This is a genomic window from Enterobacter sp. 200527-13 (assembly GCF_027924865.1).
GTDB lineage: Bacteria > Pseudomonadota > Gammaproteobacteria > Enterobacterales > Enterobacteriaceae > Enterobacter > Enterobacter ludwigii.
On sequence record NZ_BSCM01000001.1, the window covers coordinates 995,686 to 1,018,234 of the forward strand.

Consider the following 22,549-nt stretch of genomic DNA (forward strand, 5'->3'; position numbering starts at 1 on the left):
TGTGTCGTTACTCAACAGACTGCGGACGGGTAGCCGGTGCCGTCGCCTGATGCGTTGCACTGTGGCCACCGGCAGAGCCTTTACCGTCAAAGTTGAACGCAGGGCGGACCCAGTCACTGTGACGCGGCGCTTCCGGCACATATTCCGGCGCTGGTGCGCGAGTCATCGGGGCTGTCGCAACGTGAGCAGGGGCCGGAGCGGTGATTACCGGCTCGGCTTTCACTTCTGGCTCTTCTGCTTTCGCGGCTTCACGCACTGGTTCGACGTCAATTTCAACGTCCTGAACCACGTCTTCAGTCACGGTTTCGACAACCACGTCCAGGGTCTCTTCTACCGCTGCTGCTGGCTGAACCTCAGCAACAACGTCTTCAGCGACCACGGTGTCTTCTTCAGCAATAAGCTGCGGTGCGGCGTCAACCGGCGCGGCAATCACTTCTGGGTGCGTGGTTTCAACGTCTACTGCATGAGGCGCTTCTGACTCAACGGCCTGTGGCTCAACTACGATAGCGGCTTCATTTACCGCTTCTTCAGTTGCGGCTACCGGGGCAATCACCTCTTCGGTGACAGCCTGTTCTTCCACAACCTGCTCCTGACGAGCAACCGGGTAGCGGATCCAGACTTTACCGGATGCCATTTCAGGAGACGCGCACGCTACGGTTAATGGCATTGGCGACTGTGTCGGGTAACGCTCATCGCGATAACGACGACGACGTTGACCGCTGACGCGCAGGTGACGCGGAGAACGGCGTGAACGACGTGGCATACCCGCGTTATCACGGCCTTCACCGTTATCGTCTTGCTCAGCGTTGTTTTCGACGACGGCTGGCAGATCCACTTTCGCCAGTTGAGTGCCTGGTGCAGTCTCACTTGCTTCTGCAGGGACGATGACGGTCTCTTCCACCGGCAGGGCACCTACACGCACTTTCTGTGACAGCTGGCGCTGCTTACGACGCGGCATAACCTGAGTACGTTCTTCCTGCTCGCTATCCTGCTGTTCAACAGGCTCTTCGCGGTTCAGGTTTTTGACTTCCTGCTGCGCCTGGCGCTTCTCGTCGTTACGGCGACGGCTACGCTCACGGCGTGGCTGCTGCTCGTCGCGCTGTTTGCTCTTCTCTGACTCATCGCCCGCCTGCTGGCGAATTTCACGATCTTCAACATTCTGCGGTTGCTTCTCGCGACGGTTGCGACGGTTGTCTTCGCGTTGCTCACGACCCTCATTATTGTCCGAACGGTTGTCACGGCGTTCGTTACGGTCATTACGATCGTTACGGTCACGGCGGTTGTTCTGACGTTTACGACGGTCCTGCTGGCGTTCAGGTTTCGCTTCTTTCGGTGCTTCTTTCGGTTGCTCAGGCTGCTGGACTTCTTCGCCTGCAAACATCTTCTTCAGCGCACCGAAGAGGCGGCTCAGCAGACCCGGTTGTTCTGGCTGGGCTTTGACCGCAACGGCTTCTGGTTTTTGCGCAACCGGTTTGGTCACAGGTTTTTCCAGCGCCGTTTCTGGCGGAGCTTCAGGCATGATGAAGGTCGCTAAGGCTGGCTGCTCCGGCAGTTTGCGCTCGGCAGGTTCTTCATCGGAAGGCAGCGCCATCTCTTCTTCATGCAGCTTAGGCAGCAGATAGCTGAGCGTGCTGGTCTCTTCACCCTTACGGACACGCAGCACGTGGTAGTGCGGAGTTTCCATCTGATCGTTAGGCACGATGATGCAGCGAACATCGCCCTGGCGTGATTCAATTGCGCTGACGGCTGCACGTTTTTCGTTCAGCAGGTAGGACGCAATTGGCACGGGAACAATGGCATGAACCTCTTTGGTGTTCTCTTTCAGCGCTTCTTCTTCAATCAGACGCAGAATAGAGAGGGACAGAGATTCGTTATCACGAACGGTACCGGTACCGGAGCAGCGCGGACAGACGTGATGGCTGGATTCACCGAGTGAAGGGCTCAGACGCTGACGGGACATCTCCAGCAAGCCGAAGCGTGAGATATGGCTAATCTGGATACGAGCACGATCCTGACGTACCGCTTCGCGCAGACGGTTTTCAACCGCACGCTGGTGGCGAACAGGGGTCATGTCGATAAAGTCGATAACAATCAGACCACCCAGGTCGCGCAGGCGGAGCTGGCGGGCGATTTCATCAGCGGCTTCAAGGTTGGTGTTGAAGGCGGTCTCTTCGATATCACCGCCGCGCGTAGCACGTGCGGAGTTGATGTCGATGGCGGTCAGGGCTTCGGTCGTATCAATAACGATAGAACCACCGGATGGCAGACGCACTTCACGCTGGAAAGCGGATTCAATCTGCGATTCGATCTGATAATGGCTGAACAGCGGGATTTCACCGGTGTACAGTTTGATTTTGCTGGTGAAATCCGGTCGACCCAGCGCAGCAATGTGCTGGCGCGCCAGCTCAAGCACTTTCGGGTTATCGATCAGAATCTCACCGATGTCCTGACGCAGGTAGTCACGGAAGGCACGCACAATCACGTTGCTTTCTTGGTGAATCAGGAACGGCGCTGCGCGGCTTTCTGCCGCTTTCTGGATTGCTTCCCAGTGCTTCAGACGGAAGCTTAAGTCCCACTGCAGCGCTTCGGCAGATTTGCCGACGCCTGCGGTACGCACGATAAGCCCCATGCCGTCAGGCAGCTCAAGACTTGCCAGCGCTTCTTTCAGCTCGGTACGGTCATCACCTTCGATGCGGCGAGAGATACCACCGGCACGCGGGTTGTTTGGCATCAGGACCAGGTAACTTCCCGCAAGACTGATAAAGGTGGTCAGTGCGGCACCTTTGTTGCCACGCTCTTCTTTATCAATCTGAACAATGACTTCCTGACCTTCACGCAGCACATCTTTGATGTTTGGGCGGCCATGGGAGTTATAGTTTGCAGGGAAATATTCGCGGGCGATTTCTTTCAGAGGGAGGAAACCGTGACGCTCAGCACCGTAATCGACAAATGCAGCTTCAAGGCTTGGTTCAATGCGGGTGATTTTACCTTTGTAAATGTTCGCTTTTTTCTGTTCGTGTCCAGGACTTTCGATATCCAGATCGTACAGGCGCTGCCCATCCACAAGGGCGACACGCAACTCTTCTTGCTGAGTTGCGTTGATTAACATTCTTTTCATCGTAACTTACTCGTTATTCTTACATTGACGACAAAGCTGCGGGCAAGGTGACGCTTTCCGGGGTATGAACCGATGGCCTCGTGTCTATTCACGTCGCCAACCTCACGGTTGTCGCTCGCTTAAGAGGCGCAGAGTGTCGGTTGCCTGTATTTCATACGGAAACACAGCGCAATTATCAGGGGAATTGCCTGGGTAGAACTCTCCAGAGAACAATCCTTATACCGGGAAGTACTGCAACCCGCAGCCCGCTAACTGCCTGAAAGATCAATACGTCTTACGCCATTGCTGCGTGGATGATCGGTCAGACAAAATTGGTCATTCCGTCGAGATCCTTACTTAACCAGGATTTAACACGGAAAACGAGTTCATTATTCCACTGCTCGCCGGGTTATAGCAAGATGACTTTTACCAATTATCACCCGGTTACTCACAGTTTCTTCACTTCAAGGCGGTGATTGGTTTAATAACCACCAAATCGATTGCGTGAAACAGGGGACAGGCCGGATAAAAGTAAATATAAGCATAGAAAAATGAGTGGCGCTAATGGCTGACGATATTTAGAATCGCCAACCATGAAAACAGAGACTCCAGCCGTAAAAATGGTTGCCATCGCGGAAGACGACGCGGGGCAACGTATCGATAACTTTTTGCGCACCCAACTCAAAGGCGTGCCAAAGAGCATGATTTACCGCATCCTGCGCAAGGGTGAAGTGCGGGTTAACAAAAAACGCGTGAAGCCTGAGTACAAACTCGAAGCCGGTGATGAAGTGCGTATCCCGCCGGTCCGTGTTGCGGAACGCGAAGAAGAGGTCGTTTCACCCAGGTTGCAGAAAGTGGCCGCCCTGAGTGACGTTATCCTTTATGAGGATGATCATATCCTGGTGCTGAATAAACCGTCAGGTACCGCTGTCCATGGCGGGAGTGGTCTCAGCTTTGGCGTGATTGAAGGCCTGCGTGCGCTGCGCCCTGAAGCCCGTTTCCTTGAACTGGTTCACCGTCTCGATCGCGATACCTCCGGCGTGCTGCTGGTCGCAAAAAAACGTTCTGCCCTGCGTTCCCTGCATGAGCAGCTGCGTGAAAAAGGGATGCAGAAGGATTATCTGGCGCTGGTTCGCGGCCACTGGCAGTCCCACGTTAAGGCGGTGCAGGCACCTTTGCTGAAGAATATTTTGCAAAGCGGTGAGCGCATTGTCCGTGTGAATCAGGAAGGGAAGCCGTCTGAGACGCGTTTCAAAGTGGAAGAGCGCTATGCGTTCGCCACGCTGGTGCGCTGCAGCCCGGTAACCGGTCGTACCCACCAGATCCGCGTACATACGCAGTATGCCGGTCATCCGATCGCATTTGATGACCGCTATGGTGACAGGGAGTTTGATAAGCAGCTGGCGGGCACCGGGTTGTCACGCCTGTTCCTGCATGCGGCGGCACTGACGTTCACTCACCCGAATACCGGCGAAACAATTCGCATTGAAGCCCCTCTTGATGAGCAGTTAAAATGCTGCCTGAAGGTGCTGCGCGGCTGATTTGGCTGGCACTTACCGGCCTGAGGTCTCCCTTGCCGGTAAGTGATGCATCACCCTAACACTCACATCTTCAGCGGATTACACTCCTCGCGTCTGAGCATCTGGCACAATGCTATCAGCGGCAACCCGACCAGCGTGTTCGGGTCACGTCCGTCCAGCTTGTCGAACAGGGCAATCCCCAGACCTTCACTTTTGAAGCTTCCGGCGCAATTGAGCGGTCGCTCCCGACGCACATAGTCGGCGATTTCCTGCTCACTAAGATGGCGAAAATGGACGTCGAAAGGTTCGCATTCGGTTTGCAGGTGACCCGAGGCGGAGTTGTAGAGTGCCAGACCCGTATAAAAGGTGACGATATTGCCCCGCGCTTGCATAAGCTGCTGGCAGGCATTCGCTTCAGTGTGCGGCTTTCCGGTGATAACACCGTCCAGCACACAAACCTGATCGGAGCCTATAATCAAATGCGAAGGGTAGCGTGCGGCAAGTGATTGCGCTTTCTCCTTCGCAAGACGGGTGACCAGGTGACGCGGTGATTCGCCCGGCTGCGGCGTCTCGTCAACTTCCGGCGCCGCGCATTCAAACGGGATCCCGAGCTTTTCCAGCAACATTCGGCGGTAGGGTGAGGTGGAGGCAAGAACGAGATTTGGCATATTTTTATCACCAGATATAGCGTATCGATGCCAGCCATTTTAAACTACAGGCCGCAATGTGTGCGAATAATTGGCAAAAGGCAGCTGTGGTTGCCTTTTTCTTTGACTATATGACGTTACAAAGTTAATATGCGCGCCCTATGCAAAAGGTAAAATTACCCCTGACTCTTGATCCGGTTCGCACGGCTCAAAAACGCCTCGATTACGAAGGTATTTATACTTCCGATCAGGCTGAGCGTGTCGCCGAATCCGTAGTCAGTGTGGACAGTGATGTAGAATGCTCCATGTCGTTCGCTATCGATAACCAGCGTCTCGCCGTTTTAACCGGTGATGCAAAGGTGACGGTAACCCTCGAATGTCAGCGTTGCGGGAAACCGTTTGTACAGCATGTTCACACAACGTATTGTTTCAGTCCGGTCCGTTCTGACGAACAGGCTGAAGCACTCCCGGAAGCGTATGAACCGATTGAAGTTAATGAATTCGGTGAAATCGATCTTCTGGCTCTGGTTGAAGATGAAATCATCCTCTCCTTGCCAGTCGTTCCGGTGCATGAATCTGAACACTGTGAAGTGTCCGAGGCGGACATGGTCTTTGGGGAACTGCCTGATGAAGCGCAAAAACCAAACCCATTTGCCGTATTAGCCAGCTTAAAGCGTAAGTAATTGAGGAGTAAGGTCCATGGCCGTACAACAGAATAAACCAACCCGTTCCAAACGTGGCATGCGTCGTTCCCATGACGCGCTGACTGCAGTTACCAGCCTGTCTGTAGACAAGACTTCTGGTGAGAAACACCTGCGTCACCACATCACCGCTGACGGTTTCTACCGCGGCCGCAAGGTTATCACTAAGTAATCACGCGTCAGCGTGATTAGGCTTAGTGAGGATTTCCCCGTGCAAACGGGGAATTTACCGAACCAGGCTGTGACGATACCTTGACACGTCTAACCCTGGCGTTAGATGTCATGGGAGGGGATTTTGGCCCTTCCGTGACAGTGCCTGCAGCTTTGCAGGCACTGAATTCTAATTCGCAACTCACACTTCTTTTAGTCGGCAATCCCGACACAATCACGCCATTACTTGCAAAAGCTGACTTCGAACAACGTTCGCGTCTGCAGATTATTCCTGCGCAGTCAGTTATTGCCAGTGATGCACGTCCATCGCAGGCGATTCGCAATAGCCGGGGCAGTTCTATGCGAATGGCGCTGGAGCTGGTGAAGGAAGGACGCGCGGAGGCTTGCGTCAGTGCGGGAAATACCGGCGCGCTGATGGGGCTGTCGAAATTGTTGCTCAAACCTATTGAAGGTATTGAGCGTCCGGCGCTGGTGACGGTATTACCGCATCAGCAGAAGGGCAAGACCGTGGTGCTCGATTTGGGTGCTAACGTCGATTGTGATAGTACAATGCTGGCTCAGTTTGCCGTGATGGGGTCGGTGCTGGCAGAAGAAGTGGTCGGGATAAACAATCCCCGTGTTGCGTTATTGAACATCGGTGAAGAAGAGACCAAAGGCCTGGACAGTATTCGCGAAGCTGCCGAATTGCTCAAACAGGTTCCCTCCATCAACTATATTGGTTATCTCGAAGCCAATGAGTTGCTGACGGGGAAAACGGATGTTCTGGTGTGTGATGGCTTCACCGGGAACGTAACGTTGAAGACCATGGAAGGGGTCGTGCGAATGTTTCTCTCACTGCTTAAATCGCAGGGAGAAGGCAAAAAAAGCGCCTGGTGGTTGATTTTATTAAAGCGTTGGTTACAAAAAAGCCTGACGCGGCGATTCAGTCACCTCAACCCCGACCAGTATAATGGCGCCTGTCTGTTAGGATTGCGCGGCATCGTGATTAAGAGTCATGGTGCCGCCAATCAGCGAGCATTTACTGTCGCCATTGAACAGGCAGTGCAGGCGGTGCAGCGACAAGTCCCTCAGCGGATTGCCGCTCGCCTGGAATCTGTATTAGCTAAAAGTGACTGAGCGTACATGTATACGAAGATTTTAGGTACCGGCAGCTACCTGCCAAAACACGTGCGTACCAACGCCGATCTTGAAAAAATGGTAGATACGTCTGACGAGTGGATTGTCACGCGCACAGGTATCCGTGAACGTCGTATTGCCGCGCCAGACGAAACCGTTTCGACCATGGGTTACGAAGCCGCGCAGCGTGCTATCGAAATGGCGGGCATTGATAAAGATCAGATTGGCTTGATCGTGGTTGCCACGACCTCTGCCACGCATGCCTTCCCAAGCGCAGCGTGCCAGGTGCAAAACATGCTCGGCATTAAAGGCTGCCCGGCATTTGACGTTGCCGCAGCGTGCGCAGGGTTCACCTATGCGCTGAGCGTTGCCGATCAGTATGTTAAATCCGGTGCCGTGAAATATGCGCTGGTCATCGGTGCTGACGTGCTGGCACGTACCTGCGATCCAACCGATCGCGGGACGATCATTATTTTTGGTGATGGTGCGGGCGCGGTACTGCTCGGTCAGTCCGAAGAGCCGGGCATCATCTCTACGCATCTGCATGCCGATGGCAGCTACGGCGAATTACTGACCCTGCCTAACGCCGATCGCGTTAATCCGGATAACGCTATTTACCTGACGATGGCCGGTAATGAGGTGTTCAAGGTGGCGGTGACTGAGCTTGCGCACATTGTCGATGAAACGCTGGAAGCGAATAACCTTGACCGCTCCGCACTCGACTGGCTGGTGCCGCATCAGGCGAACCTGCGCATCATCAGCGCGACCGCTAAAAAGCTGGGCATGTCGATGGATAACGTTGTGGTGACGCTGGATCGTCACGGCAACACCTCTGCGGCGTCAGTACCGTGCGCATTTGATGAAGCGGTACGTGACGGACGAATCAAACGGGGCCAGTTGGTCTTGCTTGAAGCCTTTGGTGGCGGGTTCACCTGGGGTTCCGCGCTGGTTCGTTTCTAGTATAAGGATTAAATAATGACGCAATTTGCTTTTGTGTTCCCGGGCCAGGGTTCTCAGGCCGTTGGGATGTTGTCTGAAATGGCAGCAAAGTATCCGGTTATCGAAGAGACTTTCCGTGAAGCTTCCGCTGCGCTGGGTTATGATTTGTGGGCGCTGACCCAACAGGGACCGGCCGAAGAGCTGAACAAAACCTGGCAGACTCAGCCAGCGCTGTTGACGGCGTCCGTTGCGCTGTGGCGTGTCTGGCAGCAGCAGGGCGGTAAAGCGCCAGCGCTGCTCGCGGGCCATAGCCTGGGTGAATACTCTGCGCTGGTGTGTGCCGGTGTTATCGCGTTTGCTGACGCGGTGCGTCTGGTTGAACTGCGCGGTAAGTTCATGCAGGAAGCAGTACCTGAAGGCACCGGTGGCATGTCTGCTATCATCGGCCTCGATGATGCTGCGATTGCAAAAGCGTGTGAAGAATCCGCTGAAGGTCAGGTGGTGTCTCCCGTTAACTTCAACTCGCCAGGCCAGGTGGTTATCGCCGGTCATAAAGACGCGGTTGAACGTGCTGGTGCAGCCTGTAAAGCTGCAGGGGCGAAGCGCGCTCTGCCGCTGCCCGTCAGCGTACCGTCCCACTGCGCACTGATGAAACCTGCTGCCGATAAACTGGCCGTTGAGCTTGAAAAAATTACTTTTAACACACCGACAATTTCCGTTGTGAACAACGTCGATGTGAAATGTGAAACCTCGCCGGACGCTATCCGTGATGCGCTGGTTCGCCAGCTCTACAGCCCGGTACAGTGGACCAAAACCGTTGAGTTTATGGCCTCTCAGGGCGTTGAGCATCTGTATGAAGTCGGCCCAGGTAAAGTCCTCACCGGTCTGACAAAACGTATTGTTGACACCCTGACTGCTTCGGCAATTAACGAGCCGGACGCGATGTCAGCGGCACTCTCGCAATAAAAGAGGAATACCATGAGTTTTGAAGGAAAAATTGCCCTGGTCACTGGCGCAAGCCGCGGTATCGGGCGTGCAATTGCTGAAACACTGGTTGCGCGCGGCGCGAAAGTGATTGGTACAGCAACCAGCGAGAATGGCGCTAAGGCCATCAGCGAGTATCTGGGTGCGAACGGTAAAGGTCTGGTTCTGAATGTGACCGAACCTGCATCTATCGAATCTGTTCTGGAAAATATTCGCGCAGAATTTGGCGAAGTGGATATTCTGGTAAATAATGCCGGGATCACTCGTGATAACCTGTTAATGCGAATGAAAGACGACGAGTGGAACGATATCATCGAAACCAACCTGTCATCTGTATTCCGTCTGTCAAAAGCGGTAATGCGCGCTATGATGAAAAAGCGTCATGGTCGTATTATCACTGTCGGTTCTGTGGTTGGTACCATGGGAAATGCTGGTCAGGCTAACTACGCTGCGGCGAAAGCAGGTCTGATCGGTTTCAGTAAGTCGCTGGCACGTGAAGTTGCGTCCCGCGGTATTACTGTAAACGTTGTTGCTCCGGGCTTTATTGAAACGGACATGACGCGTGCGCTAACTGATGAGCAGCGTGCGGGTACGCTGGCAGCTGTTCCAGCGGGCCGCTTAGGCGACCCTAAAGAAATTGCCAGCGCGGTTGCATTTTTAGCCTCTGACGAAGCGGGTTACATCACTGGTGAGACCCTCCACGTCAACGGCGGGATGTACATGGTTTAATCACGATGAAAAATATTTGCGTTATTAGGGCGAATGGCCTCAAAATAACGTAAAATCGTGGTAAGAACTGCCGGGATTTAGTTGCAAATTTTTCAACATTTTATACACTACGAAAACCATCGCGAAAGCGAGTTTTGATAGGAAATTTAAGAGTATGAGCACTATCGAAGAACGCGTTAAGAAAATTATCGGCGAACAGCTGGGCGTTAAGCAGGAAGAAGTTGTGAACTCCGCTTCCTTCGTTGAAGACCTGGGCGCAGATTCTCTTGACACCGTTGAGCTGGTAATGGCTCTGGAAGAAGAGTTTGATACTGAGATTCCGGACGAAGAAGCTGAGAAGATCACCACCGTTCAGGCTGCCATTGATTACATCAACGGTCACCAGGCGTAAGTGAACATCTCCAGGCGGTCATTCGACCGCCTGAGTTTTATCTTTTTTGTCCCACGAATCTCTTTTTTATCCCTCCCTGGAGGACAAACGTGTCTAAGCGTCGTGTAGTTGTGACCGGACTTGGCATGTTGTCTCCTGTCGGCAATACCGTAGAGTCCACCTGGAAAGCTCTCCTTGCCGGTCAGAGCGGCATCAGCCTAATCGACCATTTCGATACTAGCGCCTATGCAACGAAATTTGCTGGCTTAGTAAAGGATTTTAACTGTGAAGAGATCATCTCGCGCAAAGAACAGCGCAAGATGGATGCCTTCATTCAATATGGAATTGTCGCTGGCGTTCAGGCCATGCAGGATTCTGGCCTTGAAATTACGGAAGAGAACGCAACCCGTATCGGTGCCGCTATCGGTTCCGGGATTGGCGGTCTGGGTCTGATCGAGGAAAACCATACATCTCTGATGAATGGCGGCCCGCGAAAAATCAGCCCGTTCTTCGTTCCGTCCACGATTGTTAATATGGTGGCAGGTCATCTGACCATCATGTTCGGCCTGCGTGGGCCAAGCATTTCTATCGCTACCGCATGTACCTCTGGCGTGCATAACATCGGCCAGGCCGCGCGCATGATTGCGTACGGCGATGCAGATGCTATGGTTGCGGGCGGTGCGGAAAAAGCCAGTACTCCGCTGGGAGTGGGTGGCTTTGGTGCAGCGCGTGCGCTGTCTACCCGCAACGATAACCCGCAGGCGGCAAGCCGTCCGTGGGACAAAGACCGTGATGGTTTCGTGCTGGGTGACGGTGCGGGTATGATCGTACTTGAAGAGTACGAACATGCTAAAAAACGTGGCGCGAAGATTTATGCTGAAGTTGTCGGCTTCGGGATGAGCAGCGATGCATACCACATGACGTCACCACCAGAAAATGGTGCGGGCGCCGCGCAGGCAATGGCCAACGCGATTCGCGACGCGGGTCTTACCCCGGAGCACATCGGTTACGTTAACGCGCACGGTACTTCTACGCCTGCAGGCGATAAAGCAGAAGCTCAGGCTGTTAAGTCTATCTTCGGCGAATACGCCAGCCGCGTGCTGGTGAGCTCCACGAAATCCATGACCGGTCACCTGTTGGGTGCGGCGGGTGCAGTAGAGTCTATCTACTCTATCCTTGCGCTGCGCGATCAGGCTGTTCCGCCAACCATCAACCTGGATAATCCGGATGAAGGTTGTGACCTGGACTTCGTTCCTCACGAAGCGCGTCAGGTAAGTGGTATGGAGTACACTTTGTGTAACTCCTTCGGCTTTGGTGGTACTAACGGTTCACTGATCTTCAAAAAGATCTGAGCCTGACTGCATCATGGCGATTAAAAAAGGTCCGCTTGTCGGGCCTTTTTTATTAAGCCTAATCTTCTTGTCGGCTGCATGGCATCCTGCCAGACTAAATGCCCACGCATAAGGAGCCACCATGTTTTTAATCAATGGCCTTGAGCAAAACACGCTGCCTGCTGGTGACAGGGCAACTCAGTTTGGTGATGGCTGCTTTACGACAGCGCGCATTCTTGACGGCAATGTCTGCCTGCTCGAGGCGCACCTTCGTCGTCTTCAGCAGGGTTGTGAAGCCTTGATGATCCCCTTCACGCACTGGGACACATTGCGTCAGGAGATGTGCCAACTGGCGGCCGGGAAACAAAGCGGTGTTCTGAAGGTGATTATCAGCCGCGGCAGCGGTGGCCGGGGATACAGCGGTACAGCTTGCCAGCACCCAACGCGGATCCTTTCGGTGTCTGCCTGTCCTGCTCATTATCTGCGCTGGCGTGAAGAGGGCGTTACGCTGACGCTCAGCCCGGTACGTCTGGGGCGAAACCCTATGCTTGCCGGTATAAAACACCTCAACCGCCTTGAACAGGTACTGATTCGCACTCATCTTGAACAGACGGACGCTGATGAGGCGCTGGTTCTTGACAGCGAAGGGTTTATTACGGAATGCTGTGCGGCTAATTTACTCTGGCGGCAGGGGAGCGATGTTTATACGCCGTCGCTCGAGCAGGCCGGCGTCAACGGGATTATGCGTCAGTTTTGTTTGCAGCAGCTGGCACACTCTGGCTTTCGCGTTGTCGAAGTGAGCGCGAGAGAAGAGGCGCTGCACCAGGCTGATGAAATTATCATCTGTAATGCGCTGATGCCGGTTGTACCCGTCCGCGCGTATGGTCAATACAGCTTGTCCTCGCGCGAGCTGTTTCAGTTTTTAGCCCCGATATGTGAGCAAACCCGATAGTCATGAAGAAAATGTTGCGCTTTGTCCTCCTCCTTATCGTTGCGCTGGGTGTTGCCGGCGGAGCGGGAGTGTGGAAAGTTCGTCAGCTGGCGAACAGTAAGATCCTGATTAAAGACGAGACGATTTTTACCCTGAAAGCGGGGACGGGCCGCCTGGCGCTTGGCGAACAGCTTTATGGCGACAAGATCATTAACCGTCCGCGCGTGTTTCAGTGGCTGTTACGTATCGAGCCTGAACTGTCTCATTTCAAAGCCGGTACCTATCGCTTTACGCCGGGGATGACCGTCAAAGAGATGCTTCAGCTGCTGGAAAGCGGTAAAGAAGCGCAGTTCCCGCTGCGTTTTGTTGAGGGGATGCGCCTGAGCGATTATCTCGAGCAGCTGCGCGATGCTCCGTACATTAAGCATACCCTGAAAGATGACCGCTATCAGACGGTGGCCGAGGTACTGAAATTTGAACACCCTGAATGGGTGGAAGGCTGGTTCTGGCCAGACACCTGGATGTACACCGCAGGCACGACCGATGTGGCTATCCTCAAGCGGGCGCATAAAAAGATGGTTGCAGCCGTCGATTCCGCCTGGGAAGGGCGCATGGACGGTCTGCCATACAAAGATCAAAACCAGTTTGTCACGATGGCCTCAATTATTGAGAAAGAGACGGCCGTCGCCGCCGAACGCGATCAGGTGGCATCGGTCTTCATTAACCGCCTGCGTATCGGCATGCGTCTGCAAACGGACCCCACCGTCATCTACGGAATGGGCGAGAGTTATACCGGTAAGATTTCAAGAAAAGATCTGGAGACGCCAACGGCGTATAATACCTACGTGATTAGCGGTCTGCCGCCGGGCCCGATTGCCACGCCGAGCGAGGCTTCCCTGCGTGCGGCTGCGCATCCTGCTAAAACACCGTATCTCTATTTTGTGGCTGATGGAAAAGGGGGGCATACCTTTAACACCAACCTTGCCAGCCATAATCGCTCCGTTCAGGACTATCTGAAGGCACTTAAGGAAAAAAATGCGCAGTAAATACATTGTCATTGAGGGACTCGAAGGGGCGGGTAAAACCACGGCCCGCAACGTGGTGGTGGATACGCTCAAATCGCTTGGCGTTGCGGACATGGTATTTACCCGCGAGCCCGGCGGTACGCAACTGGCCGAAAAGCTGCGAAGCCTGGTGCTGGATATCAAATCCGTTGGTGACGAGGTCATCACTGATAAAGCCGAAGTATTGATGTTCTACGCGGCGCGCGTGCAGCTGGTGGAGACGGTCATTAAACCGGCCCTGGCTAATGGCAAATGGGTAATTGGCGATCGTCACGATCTGTCGACCCAGGCTTATCAGGGCGGTGGACGTGGTATTGACCAGACGATGCTGGCCACGCTGCGCGATGCGGTGCTGGGTGATTTTCGCCCTGACCTGACGCTCTATCTGGATGTGACGCCGGAAGTGGGTCTCAAGCGCGCCCGTGCTCGCGGTGAGCTGGACCGCATTGAGCAGGAGTCTCTTGATTTCTTTAACCGTACCCGCGCGCGCTATCTGGAACTGGCGGATCAGGATGGCAGTATTCGCACCATTGATGCGACGCAATCCCTGGAAGAGGTCACCCGCGCAATTCAGAAGACGGTTACGCAGTGGCTACAGGAGCAACAGGCATGAAATGGTACCCATGGTTGCGCCCGCATTTTGAAAAGCTGATCGAAAGCTATCAGGCTGGTCGGGGGCATCATGCGTTACTGATTCAGGCACTGCCGGGAATGGGGGATGATGCATTGATTTACGCCATCACCCGCTTCCTGATGTGTCAGCAGCCGCAAGGCCATAAAAGCTGTGGTAAATGCCGTGGCTGCCAGTTAATGCAGGCGGGCACGCACCCTGACTATTACACGCTCGAGCCCGAGAAGGGCAAAAGCGCGCTCGGTATTGATGCCGTGCGTGAAGTCAGTGAAAAATTGTACGAACATGCGCGGCTCAGCGGCGCAAAAGTCGTCTGGCTCAAAGACGCAGCACAGCTTACCGAGGCGGCGGCGAATGCGCTGCTTAAAACGCTGGAAGAACCGCCGGAGAAAACGTGGTTCCTTCTCTCCTGTCGTGACCCGGGGCGTTTGCTGGCAACGCTGCGCAGCCGTTGTCGTCTTCACCACCTCGCGGTGCCTCAGGAATCATGGGCGCTGAGCTGGCTTGAGCGAGAAGTGACAACGTCACAGGAAGGGGCACTCTCTGCGTTGCGCCTGAGCAGCGGTGCACCCGCGGCGGCGCTGGCATTACTGCAGCCAGAGGTCTGGTCACAGCGAGACGCGCTCTGCCGGGCCGTTGAGTCTTCCATCACCAGCCGCGACTGGCTAAGTTTATTGCCTGCGCTTAACGGCGAGCAGGCCGCGGAACGTCTGCACTGGCTGGCTTCCTTACTTCTGGATGCGCTCAAACTCCAGCAAGGGGCAACGCTACTGACCAACCCGGACGTCTGGCCGCTGGTTAACACGCTGGCGAACAGCCTGTCAGGCGCATCATTACACGCTATCCTTCACGATATCTGTCAAAGTCGTGAACAACTTTTAACAGTGACTGGTCTTAATCGCGAGCTTTTACTGACCGACCAGTTGCTGCGTATCGAACATTACCTGCAACCAGGCGTGACACCGCCTGTTTCCCATCTCTGAGAGAGACATTATGTTTTTAGTCGACTCACACTGCCATCTTGATGGCCTGGATTATCAATCCCTGCATAAAAACGTGGACGACGTGCTGGCCAAAGCCGCTGCCCGTGATGTGAAGTTTTGCCTTGCCGTGGCGACAACGTTACCGGGGTATCGCGGCATGCGTAAGCTGGTGGGCGAGCGCGAGAACGTTGTTTTCTCCTGTGGCGTGCATCCGCTCAATCAGGATGAAGAGTATGACGTTGAGGAACTGCGCCGGCTGGCCGCAGAAGAGGGCGTCGTGGCGATGGGGGAAACCGGGCTGGATTACTACTACACGCCGGAAACGAAACCGCGCCAGCAAGCATCCTTCCGCCATCATATTCGCATTGGTCGCGAGCTCAACAAGCCGGTGATTGTCCATACCCGTGATGCGCGCGCCGATACGTTGGCGATCCTGAAGGAAGAAAAGGTGACGGATTGCGGTGGCGTACTACACTGTTTCACAGAAGACAGAGAAACAGCGGGTAAACTGCTTGATTTAGGGTTTTATATCTCGTTTTCGGGGATCGTGACGTTCCGTAACGCTGAGCAACTCCGCGAGGCTGCACGCTATGTTCCGCTCGATCGCATCCTCGTGGAAACAGACTCTCCGTATCTGGCACCGGTGCCGCATCGCGGTAAAGAAAATCAGCCAGCCATGACGAGAGACGTAGCCGAGTACATGGCCGTGCTTAAAGGCGTCAGCATTGAAGAGCTGGCCCGCGTCACGACGGACAACTTCTCTACGCTGTTCCATATCGACCCCGCCCGCCTGCAATCTGTTTGATACGCCTGTTTTTTTTAGGCTCGTAATTAATACATAAAACGAGTAAAGTTCACCGCCTCATTTGGGGCGGTGAAGGTGTATTTAGACACATCCAGAAATGCTTTTTGTAAATAACTGAAAGTTTTTCGACCGTCTTAAGCTGAAACGTGATAGCCGTCAAACAAACTCAGAGGGAATTATTTTACTCTGTGTAATAAATAAAGGGCGCTTAGATGTCCTGTCCACGGCACGGTACTCCCCCCGGGCCAATGCGTGAAAGCGTAAAAAAAGCACAAATACTCAGGAGCACTCTCAATTATGTTTAAGAATGCATTTGCTAACCTGCAAAAGGTCGGTAAATCGCTGATGCTGCCAGTATCCGTACTGCCTATCGCAGGTATCCTGCTGGGTGTCGGTTCTGCTAACTTCAGCTGGCTGCCAGCCGTAGTTTCCCACGTGATGGCCGAAGCAGGCGGTTCCGTCTTTGCTAACATGCCTCTGATCTTCGCTATCGGTGTGGCGCTGGGCTTCACCAATAACGACGGCGTTTCTGCGCTGGCTGCAGTTGTTGCCTACGGCATCATGGTGAAAACCATGGCAGTGGTTGCGCCACTGGTTCTGCATTTACCGGCAGAAGAGATCGCTGCGAAACACCTGGCAGACACCGGTGTTCTGGGCGGTATTATCTCCGGTGCGATTGCAGCGTACATGTTCAACCGCTTCTATCGCATCAAGCTGCCTGAGTATCTGGGCTTCTTCGCGGGCAAGCGTTTTGTTCCGATTATTTCTGGTCTGGCAGCGATTTTCACTGGCGTGATCCTGTCCTTCATCTGGCCACCAATCGGTTCCGCTATCCAGACCTTCTCTCAGTGGGCTGCTTATCAGAACCCGGTTGTGGCGTTTGGTATCTACGGCTTCATCGAGCGTTGCCTGGTACCATTTGGTCTGCACCACATCTGGAACGTTCCATTCCAGATGCAGATTGGTGAATTCACCAACGCAGCAGGTCAGGTATTCCACGGTGATATCCCACGTTATATGGCGGGTGACCCAACTGCAGGTAAACTGTCTGGTGGCTTCCTGTTCAAAATGTACGGTCTGCCGGCAGCGGCAATTGCTATCTGGCACTCTGCTAAACCAGAGAACCGTGCAAAAGTGGGCGGTATCATGATCTCCGCAGCGTTGACCTCGTTCCTGACCGGTATCACCGAGCCGATCGAGTTCTCCTTCATGTTCGTTGCGCCGATCCTGTACATCATTCACGCGGTTCTGGCGGGTCTGGCGTTCCCAATCTGTATCCTGCTGGGTATGCGTGACGGTACGTCCTTCTCTCACGGCCTGATCGACTTCATCGTTCTGTCCGGTAACAGCAGCAAACTGTGGCTGTTCCCAATCGTTGGTGCGTGCTATGCCGTTGTTTACTACACCATCTTCCGCGTGCTGATCAAAGCACTGGACCTAAAAACACCAGGTCGTGAAGATGCGTCAGAAGACAGCAAAGCCACCGCGACAAGCGAAATGGCTCCGGCTCTGGTTGCCGCATTCGGCGGGAAAGAAAACATCACTAACCTGGACGCGTGCATTACTCGTCTGCGTGTTAGCGTTGCCGACGTCGCGAAAGTAGACCAGCCGGGTCTGAAAAAACTGGGTGCAGCAGGGGTTGTTGTTGCTGGTTCGGGCGTTCAGGCAATCTTCGGGACTAAATCCGATAACCTGAAAACCGAAATGGATGAGTACATCCGCAACAGCTAAGCTGTGACCTGGGGAGACTAAGGCAGCCGAATGGCTGCCTTTTTTATGGGTAGAAACTTAAAAAGAGTAATTGGCGCTGACGGAGACGTTCAGCGGCGCGCCATAGACAACGTATGACCCGACGTAGTCGTAGTATTTTTTATCAAACAGGTTGTTAACATTGGCCTGCAAGGCCAGGTCCCTGGTGACCTGATAACGGCTGAAGAGATTCACCAGCGCATAGCTGCCCTGTTCTGCACGGGACTGGCCTGCCGGGCCACCCTCCACATCCGTCCACACTTTATTCTGCCAGTTCACCCCGCCGCCCACCGCCAGTTCTGGCAGCATAGGCAATTGATAACGGGTAAACAGCTTCATGGTCGTGCGTGGCTGATCGGAACTGATGGCATTCCCGCGCTTATCTTCTGCAATAAACCGTGTCGCCCCGAAGGTTAACTGCCAGTTGTCGGTCAGTGCACCGTTTAGCTCAAATTCAATCCCTTTGCTGACTACGCCATCCAGTGATTCATAAATAGATTCGCCGCTCGGCATATAGGTGTAGGTATTGCGCGCCACGTTATCCTGTTCAATACGGAAAACGGCCAGTGAGGTGGTCAGGCGGGTGTTGAACCAGTCCGCTTTCACCCCCGCTTCGTAGCTTTTCCCGGTCGTAGGGTCGAGGTAACGGCCGCTCGCGTCACGCTTGTCCTGTGGCTGGAAAATAGAGGTGTAGCTGACATAGGTCGACCAGTCTTCATTGATGTCATAAACCAGTCCTGCATAAGGCGTTACGTCATCTTTGGAACTTTCCAGACGGGTATCCGGGGAGCCTGCCGGGTTGTAACGAATGTTATAGTTGGTGTAACGCGCGCCAAGGATCAGGTGCAGCGGGTCGGCCAGCGAGAATCGGGCCGAGGTATACGCCGAAGACTGGCGAATGTCGTCCTGGCTATAGAGCTTCCACGGTGTCCACTGCGGGTCGGCGATTTTGCCATTCCAGTTTTTAAAATTACCCACATCCACCATACCGTATAACGCATCCGGCATGCTGTTATCGTAATGGTTACGCTGGCGACTGAAGCTCCCGCCAAACATCATCTCATGCTGACGACCAAAAAGGCTGAAATCGCCACGCAGGAAGGCGTCGATGGCATCCTGCTTACGTTCTCCGCGGTTCCAGCCGCCGTAGCCGACCATGCCCGCCCCGGTCTCTTTATCCGGATAGCCGGACATATACATCAGTTTGCTGTCGAAATGGGTTTCCGCATGCATGCCGTTGATGTGCGCTTCCCAGCCGTTGTCAAAACGTTGGGTCAGGTTGGCAAAGATACGGGTGTTGTCTTTATCCGAGTAAGCCCAGTCAGGCGCAACGGTCTGGCTGCGGTTGTAATGGGTTTTGCTTCCGTCGCTATACCAGGTTGGCAGCCCGCCCCAGGTGGGATCGGCGGTGTGACTTTCCTGGTATTCATAGCCTACGGAGAGGGTCGTGCTGTCGGTGACGTCGGCATCCACCACGCCATAGAGGAATTTTTTACGGTAGTGGTAGTTATCCACAGCGCTGTCGTTGTCCTGGTAACCGGTGATCAGACGACCGCGCACATTGCCAGACTCTACCAGCGGGGCCTGTAAATCCAGCACATAGCGCTGCTTGTCCCAGCTGCCGTAGCTGGCGGAGACGTTCCCTTTGAATACGTTACTGTCTGCGTGCTTGCGTACCATATTGACGTAGGCGGATGGGTTACCGGTGCCGGACATCAGCCCGGTAGCGCCGCGAACCACCTCTATACGGTCATAAATGGCGGTGTCGGCGGCGGTGTCACCAAAGTTCCATACTTCGCTGATGGAGGTCGGCAGGTCATCGAACGCATAGTTACTGACGAAGAATCCGCGCGAGTAAAATACGGTGCGGTCGCTGTCCTGTACCTGAGCCGTTACGCCGGTGGTGTTGGTCAATACCTGGCCGACTGACTGCAGGTTCTGATCTGCCATGCGCTGCTGGCTAATCACGCTGACGGACTGGGGGATATCTCGGGGAACAAGTAACAGTTTGGTCCCGGTGGTGGTGGTTTTTACGCTGTAGTCCTGATCCTGTCCGCTGGCGGGATCCTGTGCGTTATCAAAGCCACCCTCCACAACTACCGTATCTTCGGTCGTGGAGGCGGCAAAACTGACGGTTGGCATCAATGCCATAGCAATACAGGCTGTCAGCAACGAAGGTGTTGCGACAGGCTGGCGTTGCCCATCCCTGGTATGAGTAATGAAAGACATCATCAAACCCTTAATGAATGGTGAAGGTGGTCTGCATCAGTCCCGCATGTACGGGCTGATGTCGTTTTCTATGTTGAAAATGCGCATGAAAATGCAAATGCGAAATATACGCATTGAGATTAACGGTGTAAACAGATGTGTCAAAGAGAACTGAAATAATGTTTCAGGCGATCGCGACGCGTCAGCGCTCACTCTCCAGGCAGCTGGAGGACATTCAGGAAAGAAATCGGTGGAGAAGGTTGAAAGGACAGGAGAATCTCGCTCATACTCTTGTGTTGTGTCACACAGTAATACTGAGAATGTGTTAATGGCGGCGCACTACGCCAGATTAAACAAAAAAGGAAAAGGTCATGGCTGAAGAAACGATTTTTAGTAAAATTATCCGCCGCGAAATCCCTTCGGATATCGTTTATCAGGATGAGCTGGTGACGGCTTTCCGGGACATTTCTCCTCAGGCTCCGACACATATCCTTATTATTCCTAATATTCTGATTCCGACCGTAAACGACGTAAAAACCGAGCATGAAGTAGCGTTAGGTCGTATGCTGACAGTGGCCGCAAAAATTGCTGAGCAGGAAGGGATTGCTGAAGACGGTTACCGTCTCATCATGAACTGTAATCGCCACGGTGGTCAGGAAGTTTATCATATTCACATGCATCTGCTGGGTGGACGTCCTCTGGGGCCGATGCTGGCACATAAAGGTCTTTGACATGCTTAAAGGGCGTATTGCAGCGCTGGTAATGACGATGTTGATCGTAGGGTGCAGCACGCGTCCGGCGATCCCCGTCAGCGATGAACAGACGCTGGTGATGGAATCCTCCGTACTTGCTGCGGGCATCACGGCGCAACAACCTGCGTTGTCGATCAGTGAAATCAACTCTTCTGCTTCCTCTACGCTCTTTAATGAAAGACAAGAACCAGTGACGGTGCACTACCGTTTTTTCTGGTATGACGTACGAGGTCTTGAAATGCATCCGCTGGAAGCGCCGCGCAGCGTCACTATTCCGGCAAGATCGTCGGTAACGCTCTATGGCAGCGCCAACTATCTGGGTGCACATAAGGTGAGACTTTATCTTTATTTGTAAGGGGTGAACCTTGATTAAAAATTTGAGCCGTTATGCGCTCGTGACTGCTTTCGCTCTGTTCCTCGCAGGGTGTGTGACCCGAACTGAAGAGCCTGCGCCTGTGGAAGAGGCCAAACCGGGTACCGAGCAGCCGACACAGCCAACGCAGCCGCCGCCAACCGTACCGACTGTGCCGTCTATTCCGTCGCAGCCTGGTCCAATTGAACATCCGGATCAGACATCGCAGCCTGCGCCGCGCGTACGTCATTATGACTGGAACGGTGCGATGCAACCGATGGTCGGCAAAATGTTGCAGGCTCAGGGTGTGACCGCGGGCAGCGTATTGCTGGTTGATAGCGTGAATAACCGTACCAACGGTTCGCTGAACACGGGCGAAGCGACAGAAACCCTGCGCAATGCCCTGGCCAATAACGGTAAGTTTACGCTGGTCTCGGCACAGCAGCTCGCGGTAGCCAAGCAGCAGTTGGGCCTGTCACCGCAGGACAGCCTCGGTTCACGCAGCAAGGCGATTGGGATTGCCCGTAACGTCGGTGCGCAGTATGTGCTTTACTCCAGTGCCACCGGTAACGTGAATACGCCAGCCCTGCAAATGCAGCTGATGCTGGTTCAGACAGGCGAGATTATCTGGTCAGGTAAAGGTGCCGTTACGCAACTCTGACTGTACGCGTGAAGAGATCCTGACGCGTTATTTTCCACAGTATCGCCTTATCGCGCCGCAGGCCCCTTCCGGGCTTGGCGGCGCGAGTTGCATTATAGAGCAGGGCGAGCAACGTCTGGTATTGCGGCAGAATCACGATCCCTTAGCGTCTTCATCCCATTTCCGCCGTCAGTTTCGGGCACTGAAACGCCTTCCGGCGGATCTGGTGCCAAAGCCCCGTTTTTACCGCCAGGGCTGGATGGCCGTGGAGTATCTGGCAGGGGAGATCGGCAACACGCTACCGGAAACGGCAGTGCTTGCGGCTATGCTCTGTCATCTGCACCGGCAACCGCGTCTGGGGTGGCGGGTGACGCTGCTGCCGTTGCTTGAACAATACTGGCAGCAGGCTTCAGCCGACAGGCGAACCCCATTCTGGCTGGCACAGCTAAAACGGCTACGTAAAACGGGCGAACCGCAGCCGCTTCGGCTCTCGCCGCTGCATATGGATGTTCATGCCGGAAATATTGTTCATACGTCCCTCGGTGCGAGGCTTATCGACTGGGAGTATGCCGGTGACGGAGACGTGGCGCTGGAGCTGGCGGCCGTCTGGTCGGAAGATGATGCTGCGCGGCAGCGGCTCATCACCGACTACGCACGGATAGCGCACATGAATGCCGACGCCCTGAGGCGTCAGGTGAGACGCTGGCGACCGTGGGTCGTCATGCTGATGGCTGGCTGGTTTGAAATGCGCTTTCAGCAATCCCGAGACAAACAATTTATTGCGCTGGCAGATGATGCCTGGCGTCAGTTACAAACTAAAGGATAAGAG

At 54.2% G+C, this 22,549-nt stretch carries 22 protein-coding genes; 19 read left to right on the plus strand and 3 right to left on the minus strand.

Going from position 1 to position 22,549, the window contains the following annotated elements; all coding sequences use genetic code 11:
* Positions 1 to 7 precede the first annotated feature (7 nt).
* Positions 8 to 3,118, minus strand: a complete 3,111-nt coding sequence (rne, locus tag QMG44_RS04690; RefSeq protein ID WP_086532690.1) for a ribonuclease E — start codon at positions 3,116 to 3,118, stop codon at positions 8 to 10.
* Between the two features lie 572 nt (positions 3,119 to 3,690).
* On the opposite strand from rne, the gene rluC reads away from it, so the two are divergent.
* On the plus strand, positions 3,691 to 4,638 hold the full coding sequence (rluC, locus tag QMG44_RS04695) for a 23S rRNA pseudouridine(955/2504/2580) synthase RluC (protein ID WP_086532689.1): 948 nt from the start codon (positions 3,691 to 3,693) through the stop codon (positions 4,636 to 4,638).
* 62 nt (positions 4,639 to 4,700) lie between these two features.
* Here the strand turns inward: rluC and QMG44_RS04700 are convergent, their stop codons facing one another.
* Positions 4,701 to 5,285, minus strand: a complete 585-nt coding sequence (locus tag QMG44_RS04700) for a nucleoside triphosphate pyrophosphatase (RefSeq protein ID WP_032677877.1) — start codon at positions 5,283 to 5,285, stop codon at positions 4,701 to 4,703.
* 140 nt (positions 5,286 to 5,425) lie between these two features.
* Between QMG44_RS04700 and yceD the strand changes: the two genes are divergently transcribed.
* From yceD to ptsG, 14 genes are all read left to right on the plus strand, one after another.
* A complete protein-coding gene (gene yceD / locus QMG44_RS04705; protein ID WP_014169570.1) occupies positions 5,426 to 5,947 on the plus strand; it encodes a 23S rRNA accumulation protein YceD in 522 nt (173 codons plus the stop codon).
* Positions 5,948 to 5,963: 16 nt separating this feature from the next.
* Positions 5,964 to 6,137 carry a 50S ribosomal protein L32 gene (rpmF, locus tag QMG44_RS04710; protein WP_003857964.1) on the plus strand — a complete coding sequence of 58 codons (174 nt, stop codon included), beginning with the start codon at positions 5,964 to 5,966 and terminating at the stop codon, positions 6,135 to 6,137.
* Positions 6,138 to 6,217: 80 nt separating this feature from the next.
* The gene (gene plsX, locus QMG44_RS04715) at positions 6,218 to 7,252 is read left to right on the plus strand and encodes a phosphate acyltransferase PlsX (RefSeq protein WP_014169571.1); all 1,035 of its coding nucleotides are present in this window, start codon (positions 6,218 to 6,220) and stop codon (positions 7,250 to 7,252) included.
* Positions 7,253 to 7,258: 6 nt separating this feature from the next.
* Positions 7,259 to 8,212: a beta-ketoacyl-ACP synthase III gene (locus QMG44_RS04720; RefSeq protein ID WP_014169572.1), complete on the plus strand. Its 954-nt coding sequence runs from the start codon at positions 7,259 to 7,261 to the stop codon at positions 8,210 to 8,212.
* Positions 8,213 to 8,227: 15 nt separating this feature from the next.
* Entirely contained in the window at positions 8,228 to 9,157 is a 930-nt protein-coding gene (gene fabD, locus QMG44_RS04725) for an ACP S-malonyltransferase (RefSeq protein WP_014169574.1), read from the plus strand.
* A 12-nt stretch (positions 9,158 to 9,169) separates the two neighbouring features.
* Entirely contained in the window at positions 9,170 to 9,904 is a 735-nt protein-coding gene (gene fabG / locus QMG44_RS04730) for a 3-oxoacyl-ACP reductase FabG (protein ID WP_014169575.1), read from the plus strand.
* Between the two features lie 154 nt (positions 9,905 to 10,058).
* The gene (gene acpP, locus QMG44_RS04735; RefSeq protein ID WP_003857954.1) at positions 10,059 to 10,295 is read left to right on the plus strand and encodes an acyl carrier protein; all 237 of its coding nucleotides are present in this window, start codon (positions 10,059 to 10,061) and stop codon (positions 10,293 to 10,295) included.
* Between the two features lie 89 nt (positions 10,296 to 10,384).
* Positions 10,385 to 11,626 carry a beta-ketoacyl-ACP synthase II gene (gene fabF, locus QMG44_RS04740; RefSeq protein ID WP_014169576.1) on the plus strand — a complete coding sequence of 414 codons (1,242 nt, stop codon included), beginning with the start codon at positions 10,385 to 10,387 and terminating at the stop codon, positions 11,624 to 11,626.
* A gap of 121 nt (positions 11,627 to 11,747) precedes the next feature.
* Complete coding sequence (gene pabC / locus QMG44_RS04745; protein WP_047744338.1) at positions 11,748 to 12,557, plus strand: aminodeoxychorismate lyase; 810 nt, start codon at positions 11,748 to 11,750, stop codon at positions 12,555 to 12,557.
* Between the two features lie 2 nt (positions 12,558 to 12,559).
* Positions 12,560 to 13,582, plus strand: coding sequence for a cell division protein YceG (gene yceG / locus QMG44_RS04750; RefSeq protein WP_014169578.1), 1,023 nt, complete (start codon positions 12,560 to 12,562; stop codon positions 13,580 to 13,582).
* The gene (tmk, locus tag QMG44_RS04755; RefSeq protein ID WP_014169579.1) at positions 13,572 to 14,213 is read left to right on the plus strand and encodes a dTMP kinase; all 642 of its coding nucleotides are present in this window, start codon (positions 13,572 to 13,574) and stop codon (positions 14,211 to 14,213) included. The genes yceG and tmk overlap by 11 nt, the downstream gene beginning before the upstream one ends.
* Entirely contained in the window at positions 14,210 to 15,214 is a 1,005-nt protein-coding gene (holB, locus tag QMG44_RS04760) for a DNA polymerase III subunit delta' (protein WP_086532688.1), read from the plus strand. Before tmk ends, holB begins: the two co-directional genes overlap by 4 nt.
* Before the next feature lie 10 nt (positions 15,215 to 15,224).
* The gene (locus tag QMG44_RS04765; protein WP_086532687.1) at positions 15,225 to 16,019 is read left to right on the plus strand and encodes a metal-dependent hydrolase; all 795 of its coding nucleotides are present in this window, start codon (positions 15,225 to 15,227) and stop codon (positions 16,017 to 16,019) included.
* 297 nt (positions 16,020 to 16,316) lie between these two features.
* Positions 16,317 to 17,750, plus strand: coding sequence for a PTS glucose transporter subunit IIBC (gene ptsG / locus QMG44_RS04770; protein ID WP_014169582.1), 1,434 nt, complete (start codon positions 16,317 to 16,319; stop codon positions 17,748 to 17,750).
* Between the two features lie 57 nt (positions 17,751 to 17,807).
* Here ptsG and fhuE read toward each other — a convergent pair whose 3' ends face one another.
* Positions 17,808 to 19,997 (minus strand): ferric-rhodotorulic acid/ferric-coprogen receptor FhuE, encoded by a 2,190-nt coding sequence (fhuE, locus tag QMG44_RS04775; RefSeq protein WP_086532686.1) that lies wholly within the window; start codon positions 19,995 to 19,997, stop codon positions 17,808 to 17,810.
* A gap of 350 nt (positions 19,998 to 20,347) precedes the next feature.
* Between fhuE and hinT the strand changes: the two genes are divergently transcribed.
* Genes hinT through thiK form a run of 4 tightly spaced genes read left to right on the plus strand, consistent with a single transcriptional unit; the run spans position 20,348 to position 22,546 of the window.
* Positions 20,348 to 20,707, plus strand: coding sequence for a purine nucleoside phosphoramidase (gene hinT, locus QMG44_RS04780; protein ID WP_006809243.1), 360 nt, complete (start codon positions 20,348 to 20,350; stop codon positions 20,705 to 20,707).
* Between the two features lies 1 nt (position 20,708).
* On the plus strand, positions 20,709 to 21,083 hold the full coding sequence (locus tag QMG44_RS04785; protein WP_014169585.1) for a YcfL family protein: 375 nt from the start codon (positions 20,709 to 20,711) through the stop codon (positions 21,081 to 21,083).
* A gap of 10 nt (positions 21,084 to 21,093) precedes the next feature.
* Complete coding sequence (lpoB, locus tag QMG44_RS04790) at positions 21,094 to 21,741, plus strand: penicillin-binding protein activator LpoB (protein WP_032677887.1); 648 nt, start codon at positions 21,094 to 21,096, stop codon at positions 21,739 to 21,741.
* Positions 21,722 to 22,546: a thiamine kinase gene (gene thiK, locus QMG44_RS04795; protein WP_032677888.1), complete on the plus strand. Its 825-nt coding sequence runs from the start codon at positions 21,722 to 21,724 to the stop codon at positions 22,544 to 22,546. The genes lpoB and thiK overlap by 20 nt, the downstream gene beginning before the upstream one ends.
* Positions 22,547 to 22,549 lie beyond the last annotated feature (3 nt).